The 12,189-nt window shown below is 63.3% G+C and carries 10 protein-coding genes; 8 read left to right on the top strand and 2 right to left on the bottom strand.

The genetic code is table 11. From position 1 onward, the window contains the following. Nucleotides 1–253: 253 nt before the first annotated feature. Nucleotides 254–730 (top strand): transcription elongation factor GreA, encoded by a 477-nt coding sequence (gene greA, locus VDP79_RS07975; protein WP_323017682.1) that lies wholly within the window; start codon nt 254–256, stop codon nt 728–730. Between the two features lie 20 nt (nt 731–750). On the opposite strand, the gene VDP79_RS07970 is transcribed toward greA, so the two are convergent. Next, complete coding sequence (locus tag VDP79_RS07970; RefSeq protein WP_323017681.1) at nt 751–1,371, bottom strand: YhbY family RNA-binding protein; 621 nt, start codon at nt 1,369–1,371, stop codon at nt 751–753. A 17-nt stretch (nt 1,372–1,388) separates the two neighbouring features. Between VDP79_RS07970 and VDP79_RS07965 the strand changes: the two genes are divergently transcribed. The 5 genes from VDP79_RS07965 (at nt 1,389) to VDP79_RS07945 (ending at nt 7,157) form a co-directional block, all read left to right on the top strand. Next, entirely contained in the window at nt 1,389–2,030 is a 642-nt protein-coding gene (locus VDP79_RS07965; protein WP_323017680.1) for an RlmE family RNA methyltransferase, read from the top strand. Between the two features lie 143 nt (nt 2,031–2,173). Further along, entirely contained in the window at nt 2,174–4,084 is a 1,911-nt protein-coding gene (gene ftsH / locus VDP79_RS07960; RefSeq protein WP_323017679.1) for an ATP-dependent zinc metalloprotease FtsH, read from the top strand. A 22-nt stretch (nt 4,085–4,106) separates the two neighbouring features. After that, entirely contained in the window at nt 4,107–4,961 is an 855-nt protein-coding gene (gene folP / locus VDP79_RS07955; RefSeq protein ID WP_323017678.1) for a dihydropteroate synthase, read from the top strand. After that, nucleotides 4,958–6,298, top strand: a complete 1,341-nt coding sequence (gene glmM / locus VDP79_RS07950) for a phosphoglucosamine mutase (RefSeq protein WP_323017677.1) — start codon at nt 4,958–4,960, stop codon at nt 6,296–6,298. The genes folP and glmM overlap by 4 nt, the downstream gene beginning before the upstream one ends. A gap of 73 nt (nt 6,299–6,371) precedes the next feature. Beyond that, nucleotides 6,372–7,157 carry a GNAT family N-acetyltransferase gene (locus VDP79_RS07945; protein ID WP_416233074.1) on the top strand — a complete coding sequence of 262 codons (786 nt, stop codon included), beginning with the start codon at nt 6,372–6,374 and terminating at the stop codon, nt 7,155–7,157. Between the two features lie 56 nt (nt 7,158–7,213). Here VDP79_RS07945 and VDP79_RS07940 read toward each other — a convergent pair whose 3' ends face one another. Then, on the bottom strand, nt 7,214–8,719 hold the full coding sequence (locus tag VDP79_RS07940) for a Ppx/GppA phosphatase family protein (RefSeq protein ID WP_323017676.1): 1,506 nt from the start codon (nt 8,717–8,719) through the stop codon (nt 7,214–7,216). Nucleotides 8,720–8,786: 67 nt separating this feature from the next. Here VDP79_RS07940 and ppk1 point away from each other — a divergent pair, with 67 nt between their 5' ends. Together ppk1 and pstS are read left to right on the top strand one after the other, a co-directional pair. Beyond that, a complete protein-coding gene (ppk1, locus tag VDP79_RS07935; RefSeq protein ID WP_323017675.1) occupies nt 8,787–10,856 on the top strand; it encodes a polyphosphate kinase 1 in 2,070 nt (689 codons plus the stop codon). Between the two features lie 233 nt (nt 10,857–11,089). Further along, on the top strand, nt 11,090–12,136 hold the full coding sequence (gene pstS / locus VDP79_RS07930) for a phosphate ABC transporter substrate-binding protein PstS (protein ID WP_323017674.1): 1,047 nt from the start codon (nt 11,090–11,092) through the stop codon (nt 12,134–12,136). Nucleotides 12,137–12,189: the final 53 nt, after the last annotated feature.

The raw sequence follows: 12,189 nt of genomic DNA, 5'->3' as shown, positions 1-12,189 counted from the left end.
AACACCCCGGTTCCGGCCGGGGTTTTTTACGAGCGTGCAGATAGACGCTTCTGGTTCAGTGCAGGGATTCCAATCCCGCCGCCAGTGGCTGTAGTCAGCCCACCGTTTAGGCCGCTCGCATTCAGCATCCCGGGTCGAAAGCACATTTCGCACATCTCGGGATACGGCGACGGGTTTCACCCCCGTCTTTACTTTTTCGTGTTGTCAGGCGCCCCTGCGCATGGGGCGTCTTTTTACTTTGAGTCAGGAAACTATGGCTGCGATCCCTTTGACTGCTCGCGGGGCAGAGCGTTTACAAGCCGAATTGCATCGTCTGAAGACGGTGGAACGCCCCGATGTCATCAACGCTATCGCCGAGGCGCGCGCGCAAGGCGATTTGTCTGAAAACGCTGAATACGATGCCGCTCGCGAACGCCAGGGCTTCATCGAAGGCCGTATCCAGGAATTGGAAGGCTCTCTGTCCAATGCCCAGATCATCAATCCGGCCGATCTGGATGTCGAAGGACAGGCGGTGTTCGGCGCCACGGTGGAAATCGAAGACCTGGAATCGGGCGAACGCCTGACCTATCAGATCGTGGGCGACCTGGAAGCCGACATTCGCGCCAACATGATTTCCGTGTCCAGTCCTGTCGCACGCGCCTTGATCGGCAAGAGCGAGGGCGACGTGGTCGAAGTCCGCGCCCCCGCTGGCGTGCGTGAATACGAGGTCTGTTCCGTCAGCTATCAGTAATCCGCTGCCGCCCCGCGCGATCAGCGCGGGTTGCGGCTGCGCCGGGCGCCGGCGCGCAGTGTCAGGGCGCTGCCGCTGCCGCTGCTACGGCGCGGAATGCCATGGACAGGGGCCGATGCACGGCTGCTGTCAGACGAGCGGGAGCGGCGGCTGGTCGGACGGCCGGCGTCTTCCGCCTGACCCCGATGGCGGGCATCCGCCGCCCCGAATCCGCTTTGTCCGTCTGCCGCCTTGCGCGGCGTTTTGTGACTGACGGGCTTACCGGCCCCAGGATGCGCCGCCTGTTTTTTCGGCACATAGGGGTCGGATTTCTTGCGGACGGCGCGGGTGAGGTTTTCAGCTGCGGCAGCGGCCTGTTGCGCAAGCACATCCGGCCGGTAGATAATCAGCGTCTTGCCCAGATGGTGTACTGCGGCGCATGACAGGGCGTCGCAGATGGCTTCCAGCATGGCTTCGCGGTCCGGGCGTTCTGCTCCGGCCACTCGGACTTTGATCAGTTCGTGGGCCGCCAGGCTGCGGTCGATTTCACCCAGCACGGCGTCGGTCAGGCCCTTGTCGCCAATCAGGACGATCGGGTGCAAGGGGTGGGCGGCGGCCCGCAAGTCGCGGCGCTGCTGTGGATTTAGTTCAAGTTTCGGCATACTGGAATTGTACGGGAATGGCCAAGAAAAAATTCTCCAAAGCCTGGGTACAGCGTCATATTAACGACCCGTACGTGAAAATGGCGCAACAAAAGGGCTATCGCGCCCGTGCCGCCTTCAAGCTGGCGGAAATTCTGGATGCAGAAAAACTGTTGCGCCGGGGCGACGTCGTCGTTGATCTGGGCGCCACGCCGGGCAGCTGGTCGCAGTTGGTGCGGGAACGGCTGCTGGGGGCCGGCGGAGTGATCGACGGGCGCATCGTGGCCTTGGATCTGCTGCCGATGGAACCGATCGCGGGCGTGGAATTCATGCTGGGCGACTTTCGCGATGATGCCGTCCTGCAGCAATTGCACGATAGTTTGCAGGGGCAGGCGGTGGACCTTGTGATTTCCGATATGGCCCCCAATCTATCTGGGGTGGCATCAGCCGATTCCGCCAGAATTGCACATGTGTGCGAACTGGCGATGGAATTCGCCTGCAGTCACCTGAAACCGGATGGCGCCCTGATCGTCAAGGCTTTCCACGGCAGCGGATTTTCCCAGATCGTGCAGGTCTTCAAGCAGCATTTCGTGCGGGTCGTGGAACGTAAACCCAAGGCTTCCCGGGATGCGTCATCGGAAACCTTCCTGGTCGCCCGGGGGCTGAAAACCCCGCTTTGATCCAAGACCCGGAAGGCCGGCTGGCTGGCTGAGGCTGGGTGGTGGATTCAGGTAGAATGAGACATTGACGAATTTGTCAGCTTGTTGTAACCGCGCATTCGGGCGGGTGGCAGGCGGGCAGCAGCAAACCCAGGAGATTCGCTTTGAACAACTCGTTTTCCAAGATCGCGGTCTGGCTGGTGATCGCGCTCGTGCTCTTTACGGTGTTCAAGCAGTTCGACGGACGCCCGGTATCCGGCAGCGACGCCGTGACCTACACGCAGTTCATGAATGACGCGCGCGCCGGCCGGATCAACAAGGTCGATATCCAAGGCGACACGATCTACGTGACGCCGGAATCCGGTCGCGCCTATAGCCTGACTTCGCCGGGCGACCTGTGGATGGTGCCTGAACTGGTGAAAGACGGCGTGCAGGTGTCGGGCAAAGCCCGCGAAGAACCTTCTTTTCTGACCAGCCTGTTCATTTCCTGGTTCCCGATGCTGCTCTTGATCGGGGTGTGGATTTTCTTCATGCGCCAGATGCAGGGCGGCGGCAAGGGCGGGGCGTTCAGCTTCGGCAAATCCCGCGCCCGCATGATGGATGAGAACAACAACAACATCACCTTCGCGGATGTGGCCGGCTGCGACGAGGCCAAGGAAGACGTGCAGGAACTGGTCGATTTCCTGCGCGATCCCACCAAATTTCAGCGCCTGGGCGGTCGTATCCCGCGTGGCGTGCTGATGGTCGGGCCTCCGGGCACCGGTAAAACCCTGCTGGCCAAGGCCATTGCGGGCGAGGCCAAGGTCCCCTTCTTCAGCATTTCGGGTTCCGATTTCGTCGAAATGTTCGTGGGCGTGGGCGCGGCCCGTGTGCGCGACATGTTCGAAAACGCCAAAAAGCAGTCTCCCTGCATCATTTTCATCGATGAAATCGATGCCGTGGGACGTCAGCGTGGCGCCGGCCTTGGGGGCGGCAACGACGAGCGCGAACAGACGCTGAATCAGCTGCTGGTGGAAATGGACGGCTTCGAAACCGGTCAGGGCGTACTGGTCATCGCCGCCACCAACCGTCCCGACGTGCTGGATCCGGCGCTGCTGCGCCCGGGCCGCTTCGACCGCCAGGTGGTGGTGTCGCTGCCCGACATCCGCGGGCGTGAACAGATCCTGAAAGTCCACATGCGCAAGGTCCCCATCGCCCAGGACGTCGATGCGAACGTGCTGGCGCGCGGCACCCCCGGATTTTCCGGCGCCGATCTGGCCAACCTGATCAACGAAGGCGCCTTGTTCGCCGCCCGCCGCAACGGTCGCACAGTCGACATGAACGACCTGGAAAAGGCCAAGGACAAGATCATCATGGGCGCCGAGCGCCGTTCCATGATCATGCCCGAAGAAGAGCGCCGCAACACCGCCTATCACGAATCGGGGCACGCTCTGGTGGCGCGCATGCTGCCCAAGACCGATCCGGTCCATAAGGTCACCATCATTCCCCGTGGCCGCGCGTTGGGCGTGACCATGCAGCTGCCGGAAGGCGACCGCTACAGCATGGACAAGGAACGCCTGCTGAACACCATCGCCGTGCTGTTCGGGGGGCGGATCGCCGAAGAAGTCTTCATGAATCAGATGACCACGGGGGCGTCCAACGACTTCGAGCGCGCCACCGCGATCGCCCGCGACATCGTCACGCGCTATGGCATGACCGATTCTCTGGGGCCTGTCGTCTATGCCGAAAACGAGGGTGAAGTCTTCCTGGGCCGCAGCGTGACGAAAACCACGCACGTGTCCGAAGCCACCATGCAAAAGGTCGATGCGGAAATCCGCAGCATCATCGACGAGCAGTATCACATCGCCCGAAACCTGATCGAATCCAATCAGGACAAGATGCACGCCATGGCCAAGGCTTTGCTCGAATGGGAAACCATCGATGCCGAGCAGATCAACGACATCATGGAAGGACGTCCGCCGCGCCCGCCGCACACCTCCTCGTCGGGCAATGGCGGCGATACGCCGCATACGCCGCCATCGGCTGGGCAGGCGCCCGCCAATCCGGATAATGATCCTGCGACGACACCCGTCTGATCAGACCATTTCCTGACCCTATATGTTTGCCACTCTTCAATGCGGGCGTTTCCAGCTGTCTCTGGAACGCCCGCTGGTCATGGGGATCGTCAACGTCACCCCGGACTCCTTTTCCGACGGCAACGCACACTTTCAGGCGGATCAGGCGATCGCCCATGGGCTGCGGCTGATCCAGGAGGGTGCGGATCTGTTGGACATCGGAGGGGAATCCACGCGCCCAGGCGCACAGGCGGTTTCCGCAGACGAAGAACTGCGACGCATCCTGCCTGTGATCCAGGGCCTGCGCGACGGCGGCGTGCCGCTGTCGGTCGATACCTGCAAGCCGGATGTGATGCGCCGCGCATTGCAGGCCGGGGCGGACATGATCAACGACATCGGCGGGTTTACCGCGCCTGGCGCCCTGGATGCCGTGTGGGATGCCGATTGCGCCTTGTGCCTGATGCATATGCGCGGGGAACCTCGCACCATGCAGCAGGATCCGGTCTATGCCGACGTGGTGGCGGAGGTGCGCGACTATCTGGCGGCGGGGGCGCAGCGCTTGCGTGACGCCGGGGTGGCCGCCGATCGGATCGTGCTGGACCCGGGGTTTGGCTTTGGCAAGACGGTGGCGCACAATTACGCCTTGCTGCGTCATCTGCCGCAAATCATGGGTGATGATTACCCCAGCTTGCTGGGTGTGTCGCGCAAGTCCATGATCGGCGCCATCACCGGGCGGCCCGCTTCGCAGCGCCTGGGCGGCAGTATTGCGGCGGCGTTGGCGGGGGCGGCACGGGGGGCGCATATTCTGCGGGTCCATGATGTGGCCGATACGGTCGATGCCCTGAAGATCTGGTCAGCGGTCGAACAGCCGCGTGTTGAACAAGGAGCTCGTGCATGAGTGCACGCAAATATTTCGGGACTGACGGGGTCCGTGGGATTGTCGGGGGCGAACGCATCAATGCGGAATTCGCCTTGCGTCTGGGATATGCGGCCGGCTGCGTGCTGGCCCAGGGAGCCGTGACGGCAGGCCGTCCGACCGTGGTGATCGGCAAGGACACGCGGATTTCCGGCTATATGCTGGAATCCGCCCTGGAAGCCGGACTGTCGGCGGCGGGTGTCGACGTCCTGCTGGCGGGGCCGATTCCCACGCCGGCAGTCGCCTACCTGACCCGGGCCTGGCGTCTGGCGGCTGGCATCGTCATCAGCGCCTCGCACAACCCGCACTACGATAACGGCATCAAATTCTTTTCCTCGGCCGGCGCCAAGCTGCCGGACGCCACCGAAGCCGCCATCGAAGCCATGCTGGAACAGCCCGTGGGCTGCGCGGATTCGGCGGGGCTGGGCCGGGCGCGGCGGATCGACGATGCGGCGGGCCGGTACATCGAGTTCTGCAAGAGCACCTTTCCCAACGAATTGGACCTGCAGGGCCTGAAAATCGTGGTCGATGCCGCCCATGGGGCGGCCTATCACATCGCTCCCCCCGTCTTCCGGGAACTGGGCGCCGAGGTCAGCGTCATCGGCTGCGAGCCGGATGGCTTCAATATCAATGAAAACGTCGGCGCCACCCATCCTGAGACCCTGGCGGCGGCGGTGGCAGCCCAGGGGGCGGATTTCGGCATTGCGCTGGACGGCGACGCGGACCGCCTGCAGATGGTGGATGCCGACGGGCGTCTGTATAACGGTGATGAGCTGTTGTATGCCATTGTCCGGGATCGGGCCAAAACACATCCCGTCGATGGGGTGGTCGGCACCTTGATGAGCAATTTCGGCCTGGAACGCCGCCTGAAGGAATTGCGCATTCCATTCGAGCGCGCCCAGGTCGGCGACCGCTATGTGCTGGAAGTCTTGCGCAAGCACGGCTGGCTGTACGGCGGCGAAAGTTCCGGCCATCTGCTGTGCCTGGACAGGCACACCACGGGCGACGGCATTGTGGCGGCGCTGCAGGTGCTGGCGGCGGTGCGCCATGCGCAGGTGCCGTTGGCCGCACTGGTGGCCGATTTGCGGATGTATGCGCAGAAAATGGTCAATGTGCCGCTGGCGCCGGGCCTGGACTGGCAGTCTCATGCCGGCCTGCAGGCTGCGACGCAGGCGGTGCGCGACGCGCTGGGTGATCGCGGGCGGGTGTTGATCCGCGCCTCGGGCACCGAGCCCAAGCTGCGGCTGATGGTCGAAGCCGACGATGCGGCGCTCGCCGACGAAGGCGTGCGTCAGCTGGTGGCGGTCAAATTGACCTGATCCCCTCCTGTCTTATGGGTGACATATTGCTCGGGCACAATCGTCTCCGTCTGATGAATCACAGGAGACGTTCATGCTGGTCCGCCATTCCTTGCCGCACACAATGCCCATGGAACAGATAGAGTGGCCCGGGGTCGAAGCGGGCGGTCTGACGCTGAGTATCGCCCGCACGCAGGAGGACCTCGAGGCCCTGCAGCGCCTGCGTTTCCGGATTTTCACTCAGGACCTGGGGGCGCGTTTTCCCCAGGCGAAAGGCGACCGGGATGTGGATCGCTTCGATCCCTGGTGCGTGCATTTCATGGTGCAGGATGCCGGCACGCAGCAGGTCGTGGGTACCTATCGTTTGCTGACGCCGGAATCGGCTGTCCGGGCGGGCAGCTACTACTCTGAATCCGAATTCGATCTGGAACCGCTGCGGGCCTTGCGCCCCTGGCTGGTGGAAGTCGGGCGATCCTGCATCGATGCGGAATTTCGCCACGGCACGGCCATCATGCTGCTGTGGTCCGCCTTGGGCCAGGTCATGATGCAGGGGGGCTACCGTTACATGCTGGGCTGTGCCAGTGTCAGCCTGCGCGATGGCGGGGCCACGGCATCCGAGGTCTGGCGTCAGGCGCAGGCCTTGATGGCCCGTCATCCGGATGTGCCGCAGATCCGGCCCCTGCATCCTTACCCTGTGGATCGCCTGGACAGCACGCTGCCAGCGCGGGTGCCGCCCTTGATCAAGGGCTATTTGAAACTAGGCGCGACCATCTGCGGCGCGCCCGCCTGGGACCCGGATTTCCACACAGCCGATTTCCCTATCCTGCTGGATCTGGAATGGCTGGATGCCCGCTACCGGCGGCATTTCGGGATGGTGTAAGGCCCCCTTTGGCAGCGCCGTCGGCGTATTGATCTGGCGACCGCCAAGCGCCAGGCTCAGCTGACGGGGACTGTTTCGGTGACTTCCAGGGTGAAGCCCATCTTGCGCCAGACTTCGGTTTCGCCTTTCAGCAGGAAACCGCTTAGCGGATGGGCCGCCAGCCAGCCCTCGGGTACCGACAGAGACAGGTGCTCGGCGTCGGCCTTCAGCGTAAACGGCAAGAGGTCGCGGGCTTCCCGGCGCCGCAGCAGCAAGACGGCCAGGCGCAGGCAGCACAAGGCCAGCCACTGTTCACGGTTGGGCGCATAGGGCCGGACCTTGCTCAGTTTGCCCTGATGGCCCAGCGCCAGAAAGGCCAGCAGCTGCTGGTCATCGTGCGAGAAGCCCGGCATGTCGGCGTGTTCCAGGATATAGGCGCCGTGCTTGTGGTAATCATTGCGGGCGATCACCAGGCCGATTTCATGCAGCTGCGCGGTCCAGCCCAGGGCCTTGCGCAGTTCGGCGGTCGCCAGCTGGCGGTCGTCCAGGCCCAACTGATCGAATAAAGACAGGGCGGTCTGTTGCACCTGGTCGGCCTGGGCCGTGTCCAGCTGATAGCGGCTGCTCATCTGGCGCACGGTCGCATCGCGTTGGTCACGATGGGAATCGCGGCCCAACAGGTCGTGCAGCACTCCGACGCGCAAGGCGCCGTCGCCCGCGTCCATGCGCGTGATCCCCAATTCCTGGAAGGCAGCCATCATGATGGACAGACCGCCTGCCAGCACCGGAGCGCGTTCGGCCTTCAGGCCGGCCCAGTCCTGCAGGCGCACCTGCCCGGCCTTGACCAAGGCGGCAGCCAGGCGGTCCATGCCGTCCAGCGTGATGTGTTGCTCGCTGAAGCCGTTTTCCACCAGGACGGCCAGCAAGCCCTTGGCGGTGCCCGACGAGCCATAGGCTTCCTGCCAGCCGATGCGGCGGTAGCGGTGGGTGATCGATTCGATGGTGCTGCGGGCTGCCAGGACGGCGCGGTGCATGCGGGTTTTGGTGATCAGGCCGTTGGGAAAGAAGCGGCGTGTCCAGATCGTGCAGCCCAGTTGCAGCGAGGCCAGCTGCAGGGGCTGTTTGCCTTGGCCGATGATGAATTCGGTGGAGCCCCCGCCGATATCGATCACCAAGCGGCGGTCGTCCGTCGGCGGCAGGTCCTGGATGACGCCCAGGTAGATCAGCCGGGCCTCTTCCTGGCCGGAGATGACTTCGATGGGAAACCCCAGCGCGCGTTCGGCCTCGGGCAGGATCTCGGCGGCGTTGCGCGCCACCCGGAATGTATTGGTCGCCACGGCGCGGACATTGGCGGGCGAGAAGCCCTGCAGGCGTTCGCCAAAGCGCTGCAAGGCGGCGATGGCCTGGGCGACCGTGGCTGCGTTGATGCGCTGGTGTTCATCCAGCCCGTTGGCCAGAGCAACCAGTTCGCGCAGCTTGTCTTCGGTATAGAGCTGAGTGCCGTCGCCGTGACGCACGATGCGCCCGATGGAGAGCCGGAACGTGTTCGAGCCGAGGTCAATCGAAGCCAGTCGGTCGTCCATGGGGATACCTGAGAATGTCACACTGTGCGATTATAGTGGTCGTTACATGACAGGATTAGGGGCCCCCATGCACGGCGCCGATACATCGCCACCTTTGCTGAATCGCGAACTTTCAGTCTTGAAGTTCAACGAGCGGGTATTGTCCATGGCGGAACGCCTGGACGTGCCGCCGGTCGAGCGTCTGCGCTATCTATGTATCGTAGGTTCGAACCTGGACGAGTTCTTCGAGATCCGCATGGCCAGCCTGAAGGAACAGCAGCGCCAGACGCCCGAATTGCTGGGCGCCGACGGCATGACGCCGGGCGAAGCCTTTGACCGTGTACAGCGGGCCGCCCATGCCCTGGTGGACCGGCAAAACCGCCTGCTGACAGGCGAAGTCATGCCCAAGCTCATGGAATGCGGGGTGGGGCTGATCTACTCCACCGGCTGGACCGATCTGCAGCGCGAATGGGCGTATGGCGTCTTCCAGCGCGACGTTATGCCGCTGCTGACCCCGATCGGCCTGGACCCTGCCCATCCCTTTCCCCGGGTGTACAACAAAAGTCTGAACTTCATTGTGTCGCTCAGTGGCGACGATGCCTTTGGCCGCGAAGGCCACATCGCCATCGTGCAGGCGCCCAGGGCGCTGCCGCGCATGATGAAGGTGCCGGCCGAAATCGCGGGCATTCCCGATGGGTTCATGCTGCTGACCACCATGATCAATGCCTTTGTCGGGGATCTCTTTCCCGGCATGGATGTTCAGGGTTGCTACCAGTGGCGCGTCACGCGCAACAGCGATCTGTTCGTGGACGAGGAAGAAATCACCAATCTGCGTCAGGCTTTGCAGGGGGAGTTGTCGCAGCGCAATTTCGGGGCTTCTGTGCGGCTGGAAATCGCCCATGCCATGCCGCCGGACCTGGAACTGTTCCTGCAGCGGGAATTCAATCTGGGCTCGGCCGATACGTATCGCGTCAACGGGCCGGTCAATCTGTCGCGGCTCATGCAGCTGTGTAACCGGGTCGGTCGCGCCGATCTGGAATACCCCGTGTTCCGCCCCCGGGTGCCGGCGCCTTTCGACGGCGACCTGGAGCGCCCCGAGGCCTTGTTTGCGGCCATTGCCGCCCGCGACCACCTGCTGCATCACCCCTATCAATCTTTTCAGCCGGTGCTGATGTTTTTGCGGGCCGCCGCACTGGACCCGCAGGTCGTGGCGATCAAGCAGACCATTTACCGGACGGGCGAGGATTCCGAACTGATGGGGCTGCTGCTGTCGGCGGCCCGCGCCGGCAAGGAAGTCACCGTGGTGGTCGAGTTGATGGCGCGCTTTGACGAGCAGACCAATATCAACTGGGCCGCCCGTCTGGAAGAAGTCGGCGCCCACGTCAGCTATGGCGTGGTGGGTCACAAGACCCATGCCAAGATGGCGCTGGCCTTGCGCCGCGAAGACGGCCGCATCCGCCGCTATGGCCACCTGGGAACAGGCAACTACCACCCGCGCACGGCCAAGCTCTATACCGATTTCGGGCTGCTGACGGCCAACCAGGCCATCTGCGAAGACATGGATCAGGTCTTTTCGCTGCTGACGGGGCTGGGGGCGCGGCGCGAATTGAAGTTGCTGCTGCAATCGCCCTTCACCCTGCATGAGACCGTGCTGAAGCTGATCCGCACGGAAACCGAATTCGCGCGCGCCGGCAAACGCGCCCGCATCCGCGCCAAAATGAATTCGCTGCTGGAACCCACGGTCATCCAGGCGCTCTACGAGGCCAGCCAGGCCGGGGTGCGCATCGATCTGATCGTGCGCGGCGCCTGCGCCCTGCAGGCCGGGGTGCCGGGCTTGTCCGAGCATATCCGGGTGCGCTCCGTCATCGGCCGCTTCCTGGAACATTCCCGGGTCTTCTATTTTTATCAGGACGGGGCCGAACCTCTATACCTGTCGTCCGCCGACTGGATGGACCGCAATTTCCTGCGCCGGGTCGAACTGGCCTTTCCTGTGCTGGACAAAACCCTGCGCCGCCGCGTGATCGACGAGGCCTTCACCTTTGCCTGGCGCGACAACCAGCTGGCCTGGGCGGCCCAGCCCGATGGCCGCTATCTGCGCGTGCGCAACCGCCGCGCCCCCGTCAACCTGCACCAACACCTGATGGCGCGATTGGGATGAGACGAGACACAGAATGGTCCCTGCGGACCATTCTGTGCACGTCGAATCCGAGCGGCGTGCAAGCCGCGAGGTGGGGGAGCTGCAGCAATTGAGACCATGGTCCCTGCGGACCATTCTGTGCACGTCGAATCCGAGCGGCGTGCTGTCATCAAACTGTCACTTCCGGTCTTTATTATCCTGTCCTGACGAATCAGAGTTCGTCATCTTTCTTCATCCTCACAGGAATTTTCCATATGTTCAAACGGATGCTGGTTCAATGCGCGACGGGTCTGACGCTGATGGCAGTGGCCGGCGCGTCCGCGTTTGCCGCCGACGTGACTGGGGCAGGGGCTTCCTTCCCCTACCCGATCTATGCCAAATGGGCTGCTAAATATCAGGAAGTCAGCGGCCATCGCATCAATTATCAGTCGATCGGTTCCGGCGGCGGGCAGCAGCAGATCATCGCCAAGACCGTGGATTTCGGCGCTTCGGATGACCCGATGAAGCCCGAAGCCCTGCAGGAAAATGGGTTGATTCAATTCCCGGCCGTGGTCGGCGGGACGGTGCCGGTCCTGAATGTGAAGGGGATCGAGGCCGGCCAGCTGAAGCTGACCGGTTCCGTGCTGGCCGATATCTTTCTGGGCAAGATCAAGAAGTGGGATGATCCGGCCATCGCCGATCTGAACCCGGGGGTCGCGCTGCCGTCCAAGGGCATCGTCGTGGTGCACCGCTCCGATGGGTCGGGTACGACCTTTGGCTGGACGAACTATCTGTCCCAGGTCTCTCCGGCCTGGAAAGAGCAGGTAGGTCAGGGCAAGGCGGTGAAATGGCCCACGGGGCAGGGAGGCAAGGGTAACGAAGGCGTCGCCGCCTACGTGCGCCAGCTGGCTAATTCCATCGGCTATGTCGAATACGCCTATGCGCATCAGAATGGCCTGGCCTGGGCGCAGTTGCAAAACCGCGAAGGCCAGTTCGTGCAGCCTTCCCAGCAAGCCTTTGCGGCAGCGGCGGCGCATGCCGACTGGTCTTCCGCACCGGGGATGGGTCTGGTTCTGAACAATGAACCGGGCGCTGATTCCTGGCCGGTGACGGCAGCGACCTTCATTCTGCTCCATGGCAAGCAAAGCGATCCCAAGCAGGCGCGGGAAGTCCTGGCCTTCTTCGACTGGGCTTGGCGCGAGGGCGCCGATATGGCCCGCGAACTGGACTACGTGCCCCTGCCTGATGCCGTCACCCAGCAGATCCGCACTCTCTGGGCGCAACAGGTGCGCGGCGAAGACGGATCGGCGGTCTGGCCCTGATCAGCCGGATGACACCGGCAGCCAGGCCTGATTGCATAGGCGGTTTGGTGCGG

The sequence above is a fragment of the Castellaniella sp. genome (assembly GCF_034675905.1).
Lineage (GTDB): Bacteria > Pseudomonadota > Gammaproteobacteria > Burkholderiales > Burkholderiaceae_B > Castellaniella.
The sequence above is the reverse complement of the archived record's forward strand: the minus strand, read 5'-3'. Positions and strand labels throughout refer to the sequence as shown.

Bases quoted from the DNA above. Each gene is read 5' to 3' on its own strand.
- pstS (WP_323017674.1), top strand. From the start codon at position 11,090: ATGTTCAAACGGATGCTGGTTCAATGCGCGACGGGTCTGACGCTGATG.
- VDP79_RS07940 (WP_323017676.1), bottom strand. From the start codon at position 8,719: ATGGACGACCGACTGGCTTCGATTGACCTCGGCTCGAACACGTTCCGG.
- VDP79_RS07945 (WP_416233074.1), top strand. From the start codon at position 6,372: ATGCTGGTCCGCCATTCCTTGCCGCACACAATGCCCATGGAACAGATA.
- glmM (WP_323017677.1), top strand. From the start codon at position 4,958: ATGAGTGCACGCAAATATTTCGGGACTGACGGGGTCCGTGGGATTGTC.
- VDP79_RS07970 (WP_323017681.1), bottom strand. From the start codon at position 1,371: ATGCCGAAACTTGAACTAAATCCACAGCAGCGCCGCGACTTGCGGGCC.
- greA (WP_323017682.1), top strand. From the start codon at position 254: ATGGCTGCGATCCCTTTGACTGCTCGCGGGGCAGAGCGTTTACAAGCC.
- VDP79_RS07965 (WP_323017680.1), top strand. From the start codon at position 1,389: ATGGCCAAGAAAAAATTCTCCAAAGCCTGGGTACAGCGTCATATTAAC.
- folP (WP_323017678.1), top strand. From the start codon at position 4,107: ATGTTTGCCACTCTTCAATGCGGGCGTTTCCAGCTGTCTCTGGAACGC.
- ppk1 (WP_323017675.1), top strand. From the start codon at position 8,787: ATGCACGGCGCCGATACATCGCCACCTTTGCTGAATCGCGAACTTTCA.